This window comes from Pirellulales bacterium, assembly GCA_019636345.1.
Taxonomy (GTDB): Bacteria; Planctomycetota; Planctomycetia; order Pirellulales; family Lacipirellulaceae.
The window spans coordinates 307,216-325,306 of sequence record JAHBXQ010000006.1 but is presented as its reverse complement, the minus strand read 5'-3'; the positions used below and the strand labels follow the sequence as shown (position 1 = coordinate 325,306).

15 protein-coding genes are annotated in these 18,091 nt (G+C 60.6%); 5 read left to right on the top strand and 10 right to left on the bottom strand.

The window, feature by feature from the left end; all coding sequences use genetic code 11:
• Positions 1 to 11: 11 nt before the first annotated feature.
• The 4 genes from KF688_15780 to KF688_15765 all read right to left on the bottom strand — a co-directional run bounded on the left by KF688_15780 (position 12) and on the right by KF688_15765 (position 4,221).
• Positions 12 to 1,154 carry an ROK family protein gene (locus tag KF688_15780; GenBank protein ID MBX3427137.1) on the bottom strand — a complete coding sequence of 381 codons (1,143 nt, stop codon included), beginning with the start codon at positions 1,152 to 1,154 and terminating at the stop codon, positions 12 to 14.
• Between the two features lie 325 nt (positions 1,155 to 1,479).
• Positions 1,480 to 2,559 carry a Gfo/Idh/MocA family oxidoreductase gene (locus KF688_15775; protein MBX3427136.1) on the bottom strand — a complete coding sequence of 360 codons (1,080 nt, stop codon included), beginning with the start codon at positions 2,557 to 2,559 and terminating at the stop codon, positions 1,480 to 1,482.
• Positions 2,535 to 3,542 (bottom strand): acetamidase/formamidase family protein, encoded by a 1,008-nt coding sequence (locus KF688_15770; protein ID MBX3427135.1) that lies wholly within the window; start codon positions 3,540 to 3,542, stop codon positions 2,535 to 2,537. Before KF688_15770 ends, KF688_15775 begins: the two co-directional genes overlap by 25 nt.
• Before the next feature lie 10 nt (positions 3,543 to 3,552).
• Positions 3,553 to 4,221, bottom strand: coding sequence for an RraA family protein (locus KF688_15765; protein MBX3427134.1), 669 nt, complete (start codon positions 4,219 to 4,221; stop codon positions 3,553 to 3,555).
• A gap of 292 nt (positions 4,222 to 4,513) precedes the next feature.
• Between KF688_15765 and KF688_15760 the strand changes: the two genes are divergently transcribed.
• Positions 4,514 to 5,545 (top strand): aminopeptidase P family protein, encoded by a 1,032-nt coding sequence (locus KF688_15760; protein ID MBX3427133.1) that lies wholly within the window; start codon positions 4,514 to 4,516, stop codon positions 5,543 to 5,545.
• Here KF688_15760 and KF688_15755 read toward each other — a convergent pair.
• The 5 genes from KF688_15755 to KF688_15735 form a co-directional block, all read right to left on the bottom strand.
• Positions 5,529 to 6,629 (bottom strand): pyridoxal-phosphate dependent enzyme, encoded by a 1,101-nt coding sequence (locus KF688_15755; GenBank protein MBX3427132.1) that lies wholly within the window; start codon positions 6,627 to 6,629, stop codon positions 5,529 to 5,531. The genes KF688_15760 and KF688_15755 overlap by 17 nt on opposite strands.
• A gap of 341 nt (positions 6,630 to 6,970) precedes the next feature.
• Entirely contained in the window at positions 6,971 to 7,897 is a 927-nt protein-coding gene (locus tag KF688_15750) for a glucosamine-6-phosphate isomerase (GenBank protein MBX3427131.1), read from the bottom strand.
• A gap of 3 nt (positions 7,898 to 7,900) precedes the next feature.
• The gene (locus KF688_15745) at positions 7,901 to 8,665 is read right to left on the bottom strand and encodes a PIG-L family deacetylase (GenBank protein ID MBX3427130.1); all 765 of its coding nucleotides are present in this window, start codon (positions 8,663 to 8,665) and stop codon (positions 7,901 to 7,903) included.
• Between the two features lie 82 nt (positions 8,666 to 8,747).
• Positions 8,748 to 9,626, bottom strand: a complete 879-nt coding sequence (locus tag KF688_15740; protein ID MBX3427129.1) for a DUF1559 domain-containing protein — start codon at positions 9,624 to 9,626, stop codon at positions 8,748 to 8,750.
• 252 nt (positions 9,627 to 9,878) lie between these two features.
• The gene (locus tag KF688_15735) at positions 9,879 to 10,319 is read right to left on the bottom strand and encodes a hypothetical protein (GenBank protein ID MBX3427128.1); all 441 of its coding nucleotides are present in this window, start codon (positions 10,317 to 10,319) and stop codon (positions 9,879 to 9,881) included.
• Positions 10,320 to 10,776: 457 nt separating this feature from the next.
• Here KF688_15735 and KF688_15730 point away from each other — a divergent pair, with 457 nt between their 5' ends.
• The 4 genes from KF688_15730 to KF688_15715 all read left to right on the top strand — a co-directional run bounded on the left by KF688_15730 (position 10,777) and on the right by KF688_15715 (position 16,848).
• On the top strand, positions 10,777 to 11,580 hold the full coding sequence (locus KF688_15730; GenBank protein MBX3427127.1) for a hypothetical protein: 804 nt from the start codon (positions 10,777 to 10,779) through the stop codon (positions 11,578 to 11,580).
• A 73-nt stretch (positions 11,581 to 11,653) separates the two neighbouring features.
• Complete coding sequence (locus tag KF688_15725) at positions 11,654 to 12,754, top strand: family 10 glycosylhydrolase (protein MBX3427126.1); 1,101 nt, start codon at positions 11,654 to 11,656, stop codon at positions 12,752 to 12,754.
• Between the two features lie 233 nt (positions 12,755 to 12,987).
• Complete coding sequence (locus tag KF688_15720) at positions 12,988 to 13,854, top strand: hypothetical protein (protein MBX3427125.1); 867 nt, start codon at positions 12,988 to 12,990, stop codon at positions 13,852 to 13,854.
• Positions 13,855 to 14,766: 912 nt separating this feature from the next.
• Positions 14,767 to 16,848 (top strand): exo-alpha-sialidase, encoded by a 2,082-nt coding sequence (locus tag KF688_15715; GenBank protein ID MBX3427124.1) that lies wholly within the window; start codon positions 14,767 to 14,769, stop codon positions 16,846 to 16,848.
• A gap of 5 nt (positions 16,849 to 16,853) precedes the next feature.
• On the opposite strand, the gene KF688_15710 is transcribed toward KF688_15715, so the two are convergent.
• A complete protein-coding gene (locus tag KF688_15710; protein MBX3427123.1) occupies positions 16,854 to 18,044 on the bottom strand; it encodes a DUF4432 family protein in 1,191 nt (396 codons plus the stop codon).
• Positions 18,045 to 18,091: the final 47 nt, after the last annotated feature.

Genomic DNA, 18,091 nt, shown 5'->3' with positions numbered 1-18,091 from the left:
TCGTCTTCGTCCTACAGCGCGGATTGCGGATGAGCCAACCGGGGAAGGTCGAACAAGTCCCGCGCCACGAGTACGGCGGCACCCAGAAGCGGGGCTTTCTCCTTGGCGGCGGCCAAACGGACCGTGAGGTGCCCTCTCAATTGCGGCAGCACGCGCTCGGAGATCTGTTCTCGAATCGCCTCGAGCAAGATCTCTTCGGCCGTATCGATCGATCCGCAGACGACGAGTGCGTCAGGGGCCAGCAAATTGACCAGATTGGCCGCGGCCAAGCCGACGTATCGCCCGACGTCGCGCACAATTTCCGTGCAATCTTCATCGCCCTCCTTCGCAAGTCGATAGACAAGCTCGGGCCGGAGCAATTCGCCCTTTGCGACGGCCGCAGCGGCGGCTCGGCAGCGGCCCTTCCGCAACATGTGCTCGACTCGTTTCCTAACGGCGTCGGCGCTGACAAACGTTTCCAAGCAACCCCGGTTTCCGCATTCGCACAACTCGCCGTTGAGGTCGATAACAGTATGCCCGACTTCTCCGTCGAATCCTCCGGCGCCTTGATAGACTTCTCCCTGCCGAACCACGCTCATGCCGATGCCGGTTCGTAGAGACAGGATCAATTTCGTGTTGTTTTGGCTCGAGCGATCAATCCAATCCTCATGCATCGCGGCAAGGTGAAACGACCTTTCGAGTTGCGGTGCATGCCCGAGCCGTTCGGCGATCATGTCGCGAATCGGCACGTTCCGCCACTTTGGTAAGTTCGTGGAACTGATCAGGATTCCTTGCTCGCGGTCTATGAGTCCGGGAAGGCTCAAGCCTATGCCGTCGATACGACCGCGCCGGCCGTGACTGAGCATATCCTCGCACAGCCGTATGATCTCGTTGATTACAGCAGCCGGCTGGCTATGCCGATCGACTACCTGCTCCTCGTACTTCACCAAATTGAGCGTCAGGTCCACGATCGCGACGCGAACGAGCTCAGGCTCAATATCGATCGCCAGGAATCGACGAGCATTCTTGTTGAGTTCGAGCATCGTGGGAGGGCGCCCTCCAGTCGGCCCTGGCGCCGGGACGCCGCCGGCGACTTCTTTCAGCAAATTGCTCTTGATCAGGTCGGTCACAATGCCAGTGACGGTCGCCGGGTTGAGATTTGTCCAACGCGACACCTCAGCTCGGTACGTCGGCTGCAATCGGCGCACTGCTTGGAGAACGAGACACCGATTCACCTGGGTGATCAGTTCCGAATTGCCTATGTTGGGAGATTCCATGATCCGCTTTGAGTGAGATGGTGCTGAAATGCACGATGACAGTGTGGAGGTCGGACGCGGCGCGGCCGGCAGATCAGGAAACTAATGCATCTCGGAGAGCCATAATCGCCAGGCTCAGTCCTCGGCAACCCGCCTGTTCACGTGCTTAATCATGCTACCCGTGGCGCGGGGGGAAATGCCAGATCTTCTCAATTTCTCCGCGCTCCGTTACGAGCCCGCACAGTCATTCGCCGCGGCGGATTGCCGCGGCAACAAAGTCGACGGGATCGAGTTCGACTCTCCTGTCCTCGCTTGCTGATTGCCTGCAGCCAGCCAGGACGGATTGTATCCACAATCCTTGGCGTCCCGAAGCGACGGGCGGACAACCATGTCGAATCGCATCGCAGAAGTCGACGACCTGGGAGTGATACAGATTCCCCTGGGGCAGGGAGTATGCCACGGTTGACGCAGGATTCACGAGTGAAGGGTCGACGACGTCCTTGTCGGCGGGGCCCGTGGCAGTGAGCTCCAGCGTCCCGGTTTGAATTTGGCCGAGCGTGTTCTCCGCCAATAGCGAACCTTGGGAGCCGTAGAGTTCCAGCCGATTGCGTACGCCCGCATCCGGGGTGCTGAACAGGCAGTCGACTGTCGCAACGACCCCGGTTGAAAACTCCAGGAGTATCACGATGGTGTCTTCGACGGAGTACGAATGGACCCGTTGGGCCTTATGACAGAAGACACTGTGCACTGTCGCCCCAAGGATGTACTCAAGCAAGTCGATGCAATGCGAAGCAAGATCCGGCAAGGCTCCGCCTCCGCCGCGTTCGGGCATCTGACGCCAAGCGCCCGCCAGCGGCGGATACCAGTACGACAGTTGGGCGCGCGCATAGACCGGAACGCCAATCGCGTCGCTTTGCACCAGGGCTGCGGCGCGCTGGTGATGAGGATGGTGCCGCATCATGAACCCGACGCCCAGCAGAACCCCAGCGTCCTCGCATGCCTCGACCATCGAGCGTGCGTCGTCGACGTTCAGGGCCAGCGGCTTCTCGCAGAGGACATGAAGCCCGGCGGCGGCCGCTTGCTCGACTTGCCGACGATGGCAATCGACGGGGCTAGCGACGTACACGGCGTCCAGTCCGGCGGCATAAACGTCTTCTTCGCGATCTGCCGCGCGCACGCCGAATTGCTTGGCTACGTCGTGCCCCGAGTTCGGAGCGTAGACGATCTCCAACTGTGCTTCAGGAACTGTGAGAATCCCTTCAGGAATCATGCGGCGGCGGGCGATCCCGCCAGCTCCAACTACTCCCCAGCGGACGACTGCCATTGCTTAAGCTCCTGCCGGCTGTGGTCGGGCAATAGGTCGACGGGCAAACCTGCGGCCGCTGTGACATGGGGCGCGATGGCGATGCCCCCAAGTTCGAAATGACCCGCTTGGCTGACTAACTGATAAGCGTCCCAGCGATTGAGCCCAAGATCCGCTGCTAACCAATCCAGGAGTCGTGCGTAAGCGGTGCTCACTGCGGTTCGCAGATCAGACGCCGTAGCGACGGCGAACAGCTTGCCGTCGACGAGCAGCCGGGGCGCCGGCGTTGGCCGATTGGGAATTCGCCGGACAGCGATATAAACGACTCCGCTGGTCTCGATTCCGCCCCCCACGATCTCGCCGGGCCCTTGCGCGGCGTGAATGTCGCCGAGCATGAGCAGCCCTCCCGGTTCGTAAACAGGCAGCCAGATCGTGGCGCCGGGTCTTAGCAGCGGCAAGTCCAGATTCCCGCCGTAGACTCCAGCGCATAAGCTTGACTCTACTTGCCCCCGCGGCGGACAGACTCCGAGGCATCCTAACGTCGGCTGCAAAGGGATTCGTAGCTGGTCGCATCCCAGGGGATTCGCGACTTCGGCGAGGCCGTTTGGGACATCGATTCGCCAGCGATAGAGATGGCGCGGGATCGATTCGCCCGCAGCCGGCTGCATCCCCAATGCCTCGGTTCTCGACAGCAGTCCATGGTCTGGGGCAAGCAGCGTTAGGCCGTAATCGCGGGTGAGTTCGATGGCCTGCAATTCTACGGCCAGCGAATCCCGTTCAGTGACTCCTTCGACGTAAATCGGCCCTGCCAGAGGATTCGCTTCGAGAAATGTTGCGCTGGAGGGGACCTGCCGCCGATGCCGAGGCAGGTCGCTGCCGTCGGCCAGGCCGTTGTCGGCGTCGGGACAAGCGACCGCCACGGCGGAACCGCTCGGCAACCGAAGAGTCGGCTGATGCGGGCCCCAGGCGTAGCAGAACGTTTCGCTATGCCAATGCAGATTCATGAGTTGGGACTCAATGTCCTGTCTCATGGCGAGCCGCGACCGCCGCCGCGTTCAGGCTCTCGCCGGATCGCAAGAGCTCGGCCGTCAGCAACTCGCGTTCGAAAATTAGCGCAGCTTCCGCCGCCGTTTCTTCGTACATGCTGGCCGGAACGATTGTGACCCCCGACCGGTCGGCGACCACCCAATCGCCGGGATTTACTGGGACGCGACCGCAACAAATCGTCGTTTGCCATTCTCCGATTTCAGCATGAGTCCCGGCACGCGGACAAATATGACGAGCGAAGACCGGGAGCCCGATGGCAATGATTTCGTCGACGTCTCGAACGGCGCCATCGACGACAGCGCCTGCCAGTCCGCGAGAACAAGCTCGCTGCGACATCAGCGCCCCCATCACGATGAGGTCGGGGCGTCCTCCAGCGTCGACGACCAGGACGTCGCCGGGCGAAGCCAATTCAAGCGCCTGCTCAAGCGCCCATGTCGCTCCGGGATAGCAGCGAACTGTAAAGGCCGGCCCCGCGAGACGATGCTCCGGCGTCAAGCCGGGGAACGAGCCTTCGAGAGATTGAAACGCCCGACCGAGCGCTCGCAGTGCATCCGAAACGCAGGCGCTGCCCCACTGGCCCCAGAGGGCGGGTTCGATTCGGAGCGGTGAGGACGACGTAAGTAAGGATTCGGGCATAACTGCCATGATTTCCTAGGAACTCCGAGCACCTGCTTGCCGGCAGTTCGCTTCGTTGCCTCTTCACGGAACACCAGCCTGCATTGTCGCCCGATAGCTCCTCGATAAGGATCGAGAACTCTAGCGAGTGCAGCCGGACCATGTTACTTTAACACATCAACATTCTATCTGGGTCGTTTGACCGCCGCAACCTGAAACAGCCTCACGGGGGAGGCCGGCCATGGATTCCCTCGCACTTTGCCCGGCGGGTTGTCGCACCCGGCAAAGCCGCCTTGTCAGTCAGTTCGCCGGTTTGGCGATCGAAGGCGCCCTGATCAAAGATCGCCGCCACATTCAATACTTCACAGGTTTCTGGCCGACCCCCCACGACGCTGCGCTGCTGTACGTTTCCGCGGAGGGCACCAGCGTTTTGGCCGTTCCGGAACGTTTGGCGACTGGTGAATTTGCAGCCGATCGCTGTTTGGGCGTAACGGAAAACCGTCTCGGGACGATGCTGCAGGACCCGTACGCCGCCTCCTTCCATCGCATCAAGGACGTGCTCCCGACTTCAGGGCGGGTGGGCACGGATTCCCCGGAATTGCTATGGCTCGAGTCGCCCCGATGGAGGGACATTTCCCCCACATTGCTAGATCTTCGACGCACCAAGGATGCTGACGAAGTCGAGCTTGTTCGCCACGCCATTCGAGGATGCGAAGCAGCCTACGCACGGGCCCGCCAGATACTGGCTCCCGGCGTGCGAGAGATCGATCTGTACGCGGAAATGCAGTCTGCGGCTGTCAAAGAGCTGGGCGTCCCGATCGAGGAACTTGGAAACGACTTTCAGGCGGGGACCCCGGGGGGACCGCCGCGGCGAAGAGCGGTTCTGGCGGGCGAACTCATGCCTCTAGACGTTGCTGTGAGCGTGCGCGGCTATCGCTGCGATCTGTGCCGGACGTTCGTGGTCAATGGTCAGCCGACGTCAAAGCAGCAGGAGGCCGCCTTGCTCGTCCTCGAAGCATTGCGTTACGTTGAGCAAAATGCGAAGCACGGCGTCTCGGGAATGCACCTATACGACGAAGTTCGCGGTATGCTGTCCGGCGTACACCCGTGGACGTTTCCTCATCATCTTGGTCACGGGACGGGGCTCAACGCTCACGAATCGCCGCGACTCAATCCTCATTGGAACGATACGCTGCAACTTGGCGACTTGGTGGCTGTGGAACCAGGTCTGTACGGACCGGACTTGGGCGGCGGCGTTCGCATCGAGGACGACTATTGGATTACGGCGGGCGGATCGACGAAGCTCAGCACGTTCCCTCAGGAACTGGTCATACCTGACCGCTAGGCCGACTTGACATCAGCTCGCTCAGTTCGCAATCGTCCACCAGGGGACAGGCCGACAAGTCGCACATCGCTTCGGCAGCAGCCAAGTCTTTGAAGCCGCTGCCTGTCACAAGGCAGACGCAGGAGTCCGTCGCGTCGATCTCGCCTGTGGCGAGGGCCTTGAGACATCCAGCCAGCGCAACGGCCCCCGCCGGTTCGCAAAAGATACCCTCGCTGCGAGCCATACGACGCTGTGCCTGGAAGACTTCGTCGTCAGAGACCGTGAAACCGGTCCCGGCCGACTCTCGACAAGCGGCAATGGCGCCGTCGCCGTCGATCACGGTGGGCACCTGCAAGCCGCTAATGCGCGTCTTCGATTGAACGGCCACGGCATGCTGCCCTCCGGCCCGCAGCGGAGCGGTGATCGTTGCGTTGCCTTCCGGCTGAACGCAGTGAATGCCAGGCATTCTCGGCAAGCAGCCGTTTTCGACGAGGTCACGAAAGCCTTTGGCGACCGCCCAAGTCAGTCCTCCTCCTCCGGCTGGGGTGAAGACATGGTCAATCGCGTCCAACTGAGTCGCCAGTTCGTAGCTGATTGTCTGCACTCCGACCATGCCGTCGGGACTATAGCGATAGGCGCTGATCTGCAGCGACGCGTCCTGCTGGCGACCGATCGCTTCGAGCGTCGAAAAAGTCCGCTCCGTGACAAGCGGATCAAAGCCGAAGCCTCGAACGCGAAACAATTGAGCTCCGTAGGCCAGCATCTGCACAAGCTTCCCCGCTGGCGCCCCCTCGACGATCGCGATATGGCAGTCGAGGCCGTAGGCCGCGCAGTAGGCAGCCAATGCTGAACCGGTGTTACCGCTCGAAGTTGTGACGCAACGTCGTTTGCGGGTCTCTCGCATGTGGGAAATTGCCGCCGCTGCGAAACGGTCCTTGTAGGAACCGGTTGGGTTGCCGCTCTCCAGCTTGAACCACAAATGCGGAAGCCCAACCTCGGCCGAAATTCGTCGCGAGGCGATTGTCGCTGTGTCTCCTTCTCCGAGCGACGCTTGGAGTCTCTGGTCGACCCGCTTGCCTAGTTCACGCCATCGCCAGATGCTCATGCATTGCCTCATTTGCCTAACGGCAGTTGGATCGTTGATCAACGTCGCATGACGTGCGACTCGGCACTGGCAACCGATCGGAAGTCCTCGGAACTTTGTTGCCGTCGTCAGGACGCAGCGCGACGTCTCCGCACATGGCGAGCGTCCTCGAGATCACTGTCCGAGTGAACCGTCCCCGCTTTGTCGCGAACGGCCCCTTTACTGCGAAGATGTGCACTCAATCATGCCAGCAGGAAGAGACTCGTGACAGTCTTTCTTGCTACGTCAAGGGACCGGAGATTCAAGAAACGACTCGATGCTGCAACCATGAGCTTGCCGTCGAGGCGTTCCGCAAATCCCCTTTAGTGCATTTGAACCTCGACTTCGCCAATGCCGCCTCGATAGTAACTAAAGCGTACGTTGGGATGCTCAGCCAGCAGCGACATGGGAACCGAGGCGTCCGCGATACCTTTGCTGATCATGAGCGCGGATAATCGGATGCCAAACGGATTGTCGTGATGCCCGGGGTGCCAAATGGAAACGCATTCGGACTGCCAAGTCTCGACCGGCCCGACGGTAACCGCTGTCGTGGGCACCTGCGGCACGTAGCCGCCGCCCGACGTGCGTGCGTTCTGAATGACCGTCATGGGATGGAGATCGGTGATTCGCGTTGCGAGTTGACGATATTCTGACGGGCTCGGAGGTTGATCCTTGTAGGCGCCGGTTCGTCGAGGCGGATCATTGAACGCCCAGTGCTTTACCTCGCCTTGGCCGCCTTGCATGAGGACGCAACGAATGTCGCGAAAGCTGCGTTGGTACTCAGCGATTTCGATCGGAAAGTGGATGTTCGCGTCGGCCATGCGAAGTTCGCGTCGGATCCGATTGAAGCACAACTCCAAATCGGCCTTCGCGAACGAAAGAGGGTGATCGGGAGCGACCGGTCGCCCGTCCTCGACCCATTCGTCCATGCCCCAGAAATGCGCGTCGCGAAGATCGAGATCCAAGGCGTTGACAATCGTCGCCACCAGCGGGAGTTGTTCGGTAGGGCCGATCGGGCCGCAAATCCCTGCCGGCGCATCGGCCGACGATTTCCGCCACGCTGCGACGTACTCCAGGGCCTCGGCGCAGTAAAACTCTTCGAGCGTGTCGTAGATGGCGACATGAAAGCCGTCTCGCGACAGTTCCGCGAGGTCCGTCGCGGAAAGGTTCGCCGCGTCGCGCAGCAGTTCCGAGTCAAGCGTCGTGTAGTCCCACCAGTCCGGAGCGACTTTGCTAAGCGGACGTCCCATCGCCTACGCCTCCCCGAACAGTTCGAACAAAAGATCAGTCTGCGGATAGGCATGACCGCGGTGCTGGGCGAATGCTTCCGCGTAGGGAACCCCTCGTTCACGTCCCCGCCGCGCTACGTGCCTTGTCATGGCGAGAACGTACTCGTCAATTCCGTGATGGGCGCGCAGCCACTCTCGTTGAGAAGCATGACAAGCAAGCATCTCGGTTTTCCGTTGCAGCACTTCGGCGATATTGACGCTCGTGGTCGCGGGAGCCGGTTCGCCCGTGTAAGGGTCGTAACCATCCAACGGATCGCAATAGTACAGCCACGGCACGATCGACCCGGCCTGCACAGGAATCGTCGATGCATTGGGAATCGGAAAGCTGAAGCTTGCGGCTCGAGCAAGCAAGTGGACCTGCTCGTGGTCCAACATGTAGTCGCGGCGCGGATGCGTGAACACGATCGAAGGAGCAATTTGACGGAACAGATCGATCGCCTTGCGAAGGGTCGGTTTGTCTGCGACCACTTGCACGTCTCGCTCTTCCAGGCAGTGGTAGCGGGCGCCAATCTGTCGAGCAGCGGCTTCGCTCTCGCCGCGGCGGATCGAGGCGATGACATCCGGGGCCAGCGTAGTGGATCCGCAATCGCCCGCCGTCGCCGTTGCGAGATGGATCTCCCAGCCAGCGTCGGCAAGTCGAATCAATGTCCCGGCACACAGGATCTCCGCATCATCAGGATGCGCAAGAAATGCCAGGGCGACTTCGCGAACGGGCGGCGAGGACATCATGAACGAGATGCGATGGGTGGAAGAGTACGAGACGCCGCCGCAATCTGCAGGAGCATGAGGGCCACGCGCGAACCCGCACAATCTAACGAACATCGCCTATGACTTCGCCGCCGTCCCGCGTCGTCAATGCGGCGAGCACCCGTTGATCGATCGACTCGTTGATGAATTGCACGCTGGAATCGGCCAACGTGAAATGACAGCCGGAGGGGTGCAGGCTGGCAAATCCGTTTTGGGAGACCACCCAGGGATGCAGCGGCGGCTCGCGCAGCGGCAGATTGATGCCATTCGCCGTGTGGAGCACGTTCCAAGTCACCCAAAAGAACGCGTTATTTGGGCCTGAGCCGATCGTCTCTCCGACCAGCAGCGTGTGACTCGTGCCATCCACGATGTCCTTGACGGCCGTCTTGGAGCGTTGGTAGAGAACGCCATTGGCGCTCGCGCTGGGCCAAGTGCCGTCGCAACTCCAATCGAGACTGTCCGCAACGCCCGCCCAGTTTGTTTTGGCGAGATCCTCGTCCGGTGCGCTGCCGTTCTGAAGCGTGCTGCAGCAGAACACCAACTCCTGGCCGAGCGGATCGGAAGGGCAGGCGTAGGCGGGAATGAATTCCGCGCCCGCCGCGAAGTTCGGACCTTCCGCGTAAGAGGCGCCGGACCGTTTCTGAAAGTCAAAGCGACTGTAAACGTTGGAAGCTTCCATGTAGGGAATGACATAGACTCCCCAGCCCCAGCCGTAATAGCGATCGGAATCTCCCTCGGGCGCTCCGCAACTCGCGCGGCCTCGGGAGCCCGCCCCCCACATCTCAATGCCCGTAGGAAAGCGTCGAAGCGCCGCATGGTAATTCTGAAACGCGATCCCGATCTGTCGGGCGTTGTTTGCGCATGTTGTGCGTCGTGCCGCTTCGCGGGCCGCTTGGACGGCGGGGAGCAAGAGCGCAACAAGCACGCCGATGATCGCAATCACGACCAACAACTCGACCAGCGTGAAACCATGTAGGGGCCGAGCGAACCGGGAAGATCTCGACGTCGGGGCCGGCGTCGCTTGCGGGCACGGATAAGTTACGAAACGGCGAGACAGCTTCGTGCGTCTGTGGCCTTGCACGCGCGTCGCCGCTGATCTTGAACTCAGACCATGCGTTCGCCTCGCCAATCCGCGAATTGTGTTTCGATCGAGACTGAGCGAATCAGGGCGTGGCATGCTTCGGGCCTCTACTTCTCAGGGCGTTAGGTCAAAGTCCTGCACGGCGCTGGCGGAACCTGCCTCGAAGGTGGCCGTCAACGTAGATTGGCGGTTAAATTTGTCGGGCAGCAGTTGACGGACGGGCGGGTTGCCTGGACCGCGCGGGGCGTTCGCGTACTCCTCGGCATCGTACGCCGTAATCTCGACCCGGTGCGTGCCGTGCGGGACTCCAGACGAGGCTTGGGTCGTATAGCGACCGTTCTTGATGGCCGTGACCGTGATGGGGCCGCTGGTGCCCTCGGCAGGAATGAATCTTATCTGACCGACCGCCACCGGTTGCCCGTCAAAGTGCACATGGCCTGCGACGAGAATGCGACCCTCTCCGGCAGATCGGCCGCACCCGGCAGCGAACGCCGAGACAACGACGGCTGAAAACAGGGCGAATTCTTTGCAGCGCTGAGGCAAGAAGCAGTGCATAAGTGCGTATCCTACCGCCTGGGCTATGTTTATTCAAGACGTAACGATACCTCGGCGAGGTTTTTCAAGCCGGGACAATCCTGCGTGCGGGGTGGCGTCGCTGTCACCTAGAGCACTCCGCTGGATGAGCCCCTTGCACAGGTTGATTGTGAGAACCGAATCCGTTCTGAGATTCGAGGACCACGACTCGCGGCAGTTTTGAGAAATCGGGGCGAGGGTTTGTTTATTGCTTGACAAAACCGGTTGCGACGACAACCCTGGGAATACCGACGGGGAGGCAGCGACCGGGGGTGAACCCGAACCGCAGCCTGTCGGGCGGCGTCGAGTCCGTGATCGGCGTTGATCCAAAGTGAGCAATTGACAAGGACGACACGGAACAGCAGGGCGAGAGGCTCGTAGTCAGGCGGTTTCACTTGGCCATTCACCATCGCGAGTGGTCGCAACCTGGAGAACGCTAATGTCGAAAGTTCTGCCCATTTTTGCTGTCGCGTGGTGCGCAGCGACACTACAGATGCCGCAAGCGGCGGCAACGCTGTTGTTAGAATTCAATGCCGCCACAGCTGGGGCCGGCGTGACTCCCAGCGATCAGGGTTGGACCCGCTTTGGGACGCCGATGGTCAACAACGGAGTGTATTTGCTCCAGGACAACACGGGCGTTCCCGGGGAGCAATCGGGCGAGTATCTCTCGCCGACTCTGCCTGCCGGGACGTTCAGTCGCGGCGGAGCGCCCTACGGGATCGAATTTCGGGTCCGCCCCCTCACGGACGTCAACTTCGTCGGCGCCGCTTGGCCGGAGATGTATCTGACCTGGAGCGACGATCAATTCAACTACAACATCACGGTCGACAAGTTCGGCAACGCCGCCACGAGCGGCACGGGAGACATCGTTTACGGACGCAACAGTTTTAGTCCCGCCATCACGGGTATCGACTGGTCTTCGCCTCACACGATTTTCATCGGGCATCGCGGCAGCGGAGGAACCAGCGTGTTTGACTTCTACCTCGACGGCGTCCTCCAGTCGACTATCACCGACGGCAGCATCGCGAGAACCGGCAGCTTTGCTCGCGACGCGGTCGATTTCGGCGACGGGACCACGGGCAACCAGGACGTCGCGGGCGAGTGGTATTTCGTCCGCGTGTGGGATGTCAACAATCCTGCTGCCGCGGCCGTTCCCGAGGCCTCCTCGCTTGGCTTCGCGGCAGTTGCGGCAACGGCGGGAGGTCTTTTCGCTCGGCGGAGAAACCGTCAGGTGCGATCGTAATGTGGTCGGCAAGGAAATCATGGCGGCAGAATGCGAGGAGAGTTCTATGAAGCAGCCTTGCTTCTTGTTTGCGATGATCGCCTTGTTTGGCTTGACGTTCACCATGCCCCGCGCCGCGCTGGCGGCCGGGGCCATGGACGAGGCGGCGTTGGGATTCGGACTCTACTGCGCCACGTTCGAGACCGAAGCGGAAACGACCGCCTTTATCGCGAAGTGTCGGGAATTCGGCGTGCGTGCTCTTTTCCCTTCGCTCTCCGGGGGGAGTACGGTGTATTGGAAGACTGACCGCGAGTCGCTAGGCGCGGTCTACAAAAGGGGGCTCGACGAAGGCTACGATTCGCTCGCTTCGATGATCGAACGCGCTCATGCCGTGGGGATTGCGGTCTATCCGTCCGTCGCAGTCGGTCCTGCCGGAAAGCTGCTCGAGCAGAATCCAGAGTGGGAAACTCGCGATCGCGAGGGCCGCGCCTCTTCGGAAACGACGACGCGTTCCGTATCGCTCGCCTATCCCGAAGCTCGAGCGGCGAAGGTCCGGCTGCTGATGGATCTGGTCGAGGGCTACGCCGTCGACGGCGTGATGCTCGATTATTGCCGCTACCCCGAGACCACGGCTCAACCAAAAACGGCTTACGGTTTCTACGGCTACGATCCGCCGTTGATTCAGGCCTGCTTGGCGATTTACGGATTCGATCCTCGCGAAGTGCCGATCGATTCGCCGGAGTGGATGCTGTTCAACGACATGCGCAGCGCCTCGGTGACCACCTTTGTGGGCGAGTTCCGCGCTGCCGTGATGCGCAGCGGGAAGCACATTCGCGTAGGCGGATTCGGAGACACCGATCCCGAGCGGGAAAGACGCATGTGCGGACGCGATTGCCCAGGGTGGGCTCGCGCCGGCTTAATCGACGACTATTTCTTGGCGACATACAACGACACAATTGAAGAGATGCCTGCCAAGGTGAGCCAGGCTCGGCAATTGGCGGGCGACAAAGTCATGCTGCGATCATCACTGGCGCCGTTCAATCGCTTTCTTACGACGAATGAACAAATGATCGCGGCCGGAAAAGCTCAGTTGGCCGGCGGCGCGGACGGCCTATGGATCTATCGCTCGGATTTTCTTGAGGATCTTGGTCTTTGGCCAGGAGCTGCCGCCGCCTCGCAGCTGACTCCGCAGTGACGACGAGTCAAGGTTGACTTTGCGTCAGTTTGAATCACGCCATGCCGCTTGGGGAGTGTTGTTCCATGATCAAGCAAGTTCAATCCGCCTTCTGTCTACTGCTCGCGTGCGTTCCGACCGCTGCCCCCTGTTCGGCAGCGACGAAACTGCTGGAGTTTGACGCCTCGATCGCCGGAGCGGGCGTGACGCCGACGGATTTCGATCCGAATTGGGCGAGGTCGGGAGCTCCCATGGTGAACACCGGCCAGTTCCTTTACCAGGACCATGACGCCGACGTCGATTTCAACTACGGGGAGTATTACTCGCCGTTCCTCGCCCCGGGCACGTTCACGCACGCCGGGGCCGACTACGGAATCGAGTTCCGCGTTCGGCCAGTCGACGACCTGCCGTTCTTGAACCCCGCTTGGGCGAATCTGTATCTCACGTGGAGCGACAACGTCTATAATTACAACATCTCAATCGATCGCGACGGCAACGACGGCTCCGCACCTGAGCCGAACGGCGATATTGTTTACGGGCGCGGCAGTTTCACGCCCGCCATCTCGAATATTGATTGGTCGACGCCCCATACGATCTTCATCGGACACCGCGGGGACGGCACGACCAGCGTGTTCGATTTTTATATCGACGGGGTAATCCAATCGACGCGAATCGACGGCAGCATCGCGCGTTCGCTTTCAGGATTCGAGCTGTTTCAGGATTCGATCGGATTTGGCGACGGAACAACCGCCAGCATCAACGTTCGCGCCGAGTGGTACTTTGTCCGGGTCTGGGATGTCAGCAACCCGGCTCTGATTGCAGGCGCGACCGCGAACTTCAACGGAGACGAGGGCGTTGACGGCTCCGATTTCATGATCTGGCAGCGCAATTTCGGACGCAATGACGCGGGGGTGTCCGTCGCCACCGGCGATGCGAATAACGACGGCATGGTGGATGGGGACGACCTTGACGTCTGGAGGACTCAGTTTGGAAGTGCTCCGATCGTTGCGGCAATTAGCTCTGTTCCCGAACCTTCTTCTTGGATCAGCATATCAGGCGTGATCGTTGTGATGGCGCGAATCCGCAATCGCATTCGCCGTCCAGCTCTTCGTCGCGCCTAGAATTTCGTCGTTGATCGCATTCCGCGACAGGCGGACTCCGATTTACGGCATCAGTCTGGCCTGGTCTCGAGTCGGCGGGGAGAGGGGCGGGGCGGCGCCGCTGACTCGGATCAGGCCTTCTCTGACGACTAATTGCACCCGGTGTTAGCCCTCGTCATGGCTCGTCGTACACACAATTTCGCTCTCGGCAGCGCAGCCTTAGATCTCGGGGGGCGATTAGCCCTCTGGGCGGTGATCTCAGCCGCGCCGGCGCGAGCGGCAACCCCTCTCCTGGCGTTCAACGCCGCCTCGGCGGGGGTCGGGGTCACGCCGACCGACTTCGGCTGGACGCTCTCGGGGTCTGCCATGACCAACAATGGCAGTTATCTGCTTCAGGACCAGCGAATGGTCCCAGGGGAGCAATACGGCGAATACTATTCGCCATTGTTGCCTGCCGGAACCTTCACGCACGGCGGAGGAGCCTACGGAATCGAGTTTCGAGTGAAGCCGCTCTCGGATATTGCCTTTTCGAGCAGCGCTTGGCCCAATTTGTATCTCACTTGGAGCGACAATCTCTACAACTACAACGTTCACGTCGATCTTTTCGGCCAGGCGGCTGTCAGCGGAGTCGGCAACGGCGAAATCGCCTACGGCCGAGGCAGTTTCACTCCGGCCATTACGGGAATCGACTGGTCGACGCCGCATACGATTTTCATAGGTCACCGCGGGAACGGTTCGTCGAGTTGGTTTGACTTTTTCCTCGATGGCCAAGCCGTATCGAGCGTCCCCGACGCAAGCATTGCCCGTTCCTTGACGGGTTTCCAAGTCTTTCAAGATCGAATCGGGTTTGGCGACGGGACGACCGGCGGCGCCGACGTCGCCGGCGAGTGGCACTCCGTACACGTGTGGAACGCCAACAGTCCGAGCCAAGTCTTGCCGCAGCCCGGACATACGCAACAGCCCAGACAGACCCGGGCGGTCGACGTCTTCGTCGGCGGCGTGGGCTATGCCAACTACCGCGTGCCGACATTGGCAACAGCCCTCGATGGAACGTTGATCGCCCTAGTCGAGGGGCGAACTGGAGAGGAACCAGGCTTTGGCGGCGACACCGATCTGGTCATGAAGCGCAGCTACGATCATGGAGCCACATGGTCTGCGCTCCAGGTGATCGAGAGTCCGCGGGCGTTCGGCGAGAAGGTGGCAAACCCGGCGACGCTGGTCGACGAAACTAACGGGCGCGTCTGGGTGCTGTACAACCGATACGAGGGCGACCTCGGCACGGTCGACTCGCTCCCCGGCACGACGAACAATACGGCATGGGCTCGCTACAGCGACGATAGCGGAGCGACATGGTCGGACGCGATCGACATTACGGCGGGAGCCAAGGACTACGACAATTGGAACGTCGTCGCCTTCGGTCCGGGCAGCGGCATCCAGGCTCGTGACGGGCGTCTCATAGTCCCCTCGGCGCGGTGGGTCAACGGTTGGCGTTCTTACGCCGTCTACTCCGACGATCAAGGCATGACTTGGCAACGCGGCGATTTGACTCCCGGTGGCAACCTCTCGGGCGAGGACAGCATTGTTGAACTTGCCGACGGATCGATCCGCATGGACGCCCGCTCGAACAACTCCGGCGAAGTCCCGCGGAGCAACTTCATCAGCACCGACGGGGGTGAAACTTGGGGCGCCTTCATTCCCGGGCAGACAGCCGTATCAGTTCACGCTGCACTTCAGCGGTACTCCCTTGAGTCGGAGGGCGACGACCACAATCGAATAATGTGGACCGGGCCCCGCGGTCCGGACCGCAACAACCTTGTGGTGCGTACCAGCTACGACGAAGGAAACTCCTATTGGCGCGAGAGGCTTCTGTACGACGGCTACTCCGGCTATTCGGATATGACGCTGCTCGCAAATGATATGACCGGAGTGTTGTTTGAGACGAATCAGGCCCGCAGCATCACCTTCACGTCGTTCAACATCGAGTTTATCGAGCCTCCCAGCGGTCTGTTAGCGTACGAAGGATTTCGGTATCAATCGGCGACGTTGCTAGGGATCAAAGACGGCGGCATTGGCTTTCGGGGGGGGTGGAAGCGCACCGGCGAACTGACGGGCACCTCCAACGCTTTGATCGAGGCCAGCGATTTGCAGTACGCAGGATTTCCGTTTATTACGGAAGGACAGCGCCGTGCGGTCTTACTGTTCAACGTCGGCGGCAGCATGTCGCGAGAGTTTGATACGCCGCTCGATCTGGGGCTGGACCAGACCTATTATCTCTCGATGTTGATCCGACAGGATAATTTGTTGATCGACAACGAAGGCCCTAACGAAGCTTTCCGCGTCGCATTGCAGGCAGGGGAGAGCCAAGTCGTCGAGTTCGGCGTGCAAGGCAACGAAAGCCTATTCGTCAGTTTTCTCGGCAACCAGTCGGCCACGGGAGCCAATGTCTTCGCCAAGGGAATCTCCTACTACCTCATCGCTAAAATTGCCGCGGAAGCGGGCGCCGGCCCGGGAAGCAACGATCGGCTGTACTTGGCTGCATTGCCGTCCGGGACTGAAGCGCCGGCGACCGAAGCTGGGATGAACTGGACGCTGGCAAGTTCGCTGGGCTTCAATTCCAGCGAGTTGCTCGATCGAATCCTCATCTCCGGCGGATCAGGCGCCACCTGGGTGCTTGACGAGCTGCGCATCGGTTCGGATTTCGGTGCGGTTGTGAGCAATCGATTTGAGGGCGAGCCGGGCGACTTCAATGGCGACGGCAGCGTTGACGCCGCTGACTTGGCAGTCTGGAACCAAGGATTCGGAATGTCGGCAGATGCAGACTTCTCTTACGGCGACGCGAACGGCGACAGCAAAGTCGACGGGAGCGACTTCCTTGTATGGCAGCGTAAGCTGACTATCGGCACGAGCCCAAGCTCTCCTAGTGCTGCAGCTCCGGAGCCCACGGCATGCGCGATGCTCGCTGTTGCGATCATGATGGGCGGGGGAGCTGTCGCGCGGAGGGATCGCCGGCGGTAAAGAATTTAATCAGGACGCTCGGCGCGGGCTTTCGCAGACCAGCCGACTACAGGGTGATCCTGGATGTCCGGAAGCATAGAGCCCTGCAGTGCGGCGACTCGAAGTTCGGCCGCCGCTACGGCCGGAGCGTCTGTGAGCCAATCCATTTCTACCTCGGCGCTCCATGAGCTTGCCGGATCCAAGCGAACGACTCTTCCTTGCCGTTCCTCAAACGGCCGCGGATTAGGAAAGTTCGTCCCCGGCTCGATGCTGGTGACGTATCCGTCGCCAGGCGAAGCGTTGCTCCGCCAAACGGTGAGCCAAGGTAGATGCTGCTTGTTAAAACGAACTGCTAGCCCCCGTTCGCCTGCGGGCTGGATGAGAACAACCTCGGTAGCGCCCGCGTGATCCGCCCGGAGCTCAAAAAAGAACGATTGCGGGATTGAGTTTGCTTCCACGCCAGGATACGCACGGTAATCTCGCAACTCAGCGTCGACAGGATAATCGTCGTGAGGCGAGACACTTGTTACAGGCGCTACGAGGCGAGCTCCGGGAGCCAATATCGGCTCGCCGACATTGATGTGATAGAGCATCTGCATCGTTGCGGTCGAGCCGCCGAGATTCGTCACCTCGTCGTGCCATTTCCAAGACGAACTGCCGAACGCCGTGGTGAGCGTCGTCATCAGGCGCAGCTTCTGAGATTGCAGGCGACTTTCATCAACGACTCCGCGCAAATTGATTGTGCCTTTCGTCGCATCAATCGATGCCTGCAGACTGTGAGCCGGCTTGTTCGCGATTCGCCCGTGAAGGGGAAACAGCAGTCGTCCCTGTCCGTCAAAAACTGCCGAACCGTTGCTTTCAAGTCCGCACCGCACCATCAGTTCGTCGAATCCGTCCAGCCAACCAACCCCGCTTGGTTCCATCAGCGAAACAAACTGAGGATGAACTGGTCCTTGGACGGGGGCCTTCCAGCCCAATGTTTCTCCCTCCCTTTCAGCCCTCCAAAGTCCCATGCCGCGCGTGGGAATCACGATGAGAGTCGTTGCTCCGTTATTAATCTCGATAACCTCGACGCCAGCCGACACCCCCGCGGTCAGTACTCGACCGACGATCGACCAGCTTGAAGGGGTTCCTGGAACATCCTTGGCAGTCAATGAGAAGTTGACTTCCCCGGCTCTGATTTGCGAGGCAGGCAGTTCCCAAACGGAGTGGTCCATGTCGCTGAGCCTTTGTTGTTACAGCTAAGAGTGCGTTGTAAGCGTTC

Coding starts and splice junctions, on each gene's coding strand:
- KF688_15765 (MBX3427134.1), bottom strand. CDS start 4,221: ATGCCCGAATCCTTACTTACGTCGTCCTCACCGCTCCGAATCGAACCC.
- KF688_15750 (MBX3427131.1), bottom strand. CDS start 7,897: ATGGGACGTCCGCTTAGCAAAGTCGCTCCGGACTGGTGGGACTACACG.
- KF688_15710 (MBX3427123.1), bottom strand. CDS start 18,044: ATGGACCACTCCGTTTGGGAACTGCCTGCCTCGCAAATCAGAGCCGGG.
- KF688_15770 (MBX3427135.1), bottom strand. CDS start 3,542: ATGAATCTGCATTGGCATAGCGAAACGTTCTGCTACGCCTGGGGCCCG.
- KF688_15730 (MBX3427127.1), top strand. CDS start 10,777: ATGTCGAAAGTTCTGCCCATTTTTGCTGTCGCGTGGTGCGCAGCGACA.
- KF688_15745 (MBX3427130.1), bottom strand. CDS start 8,665: ATGATGTCCTCGCCGCCCGTTCGCGAAGTCGCCCTGGCATTTCTTGCG.
- KF688_15775 (MBX3427136.1), bottom strand. CDS start 2,559: ATGGCAGTCGTCCGCTGGGGAGTAGTTGGAGCTGGCGGGATCGCCCGC.
- KF688_15755 (MBX3427132.1), bottom strand. CDS start 6,629: ATGAGCATCTGGCGATGGCGTGAACTAGGCAAGCGGGTCGACCAGAGA.
- KF688_15725 (MBX3427126.1), top strand. CDS start 11,654: ATGATCGCCTTGTTTGGCTTGACGTTCACCATGCCCCGCGCCGCGCTG.
- KF688_15735 (MBX3427128.1), bottom strand. CDS start 10,319: ATGCACTGCTTCTTGCCTCAGCGCTGCAAAGAATTCGCCCTGTTTTCA.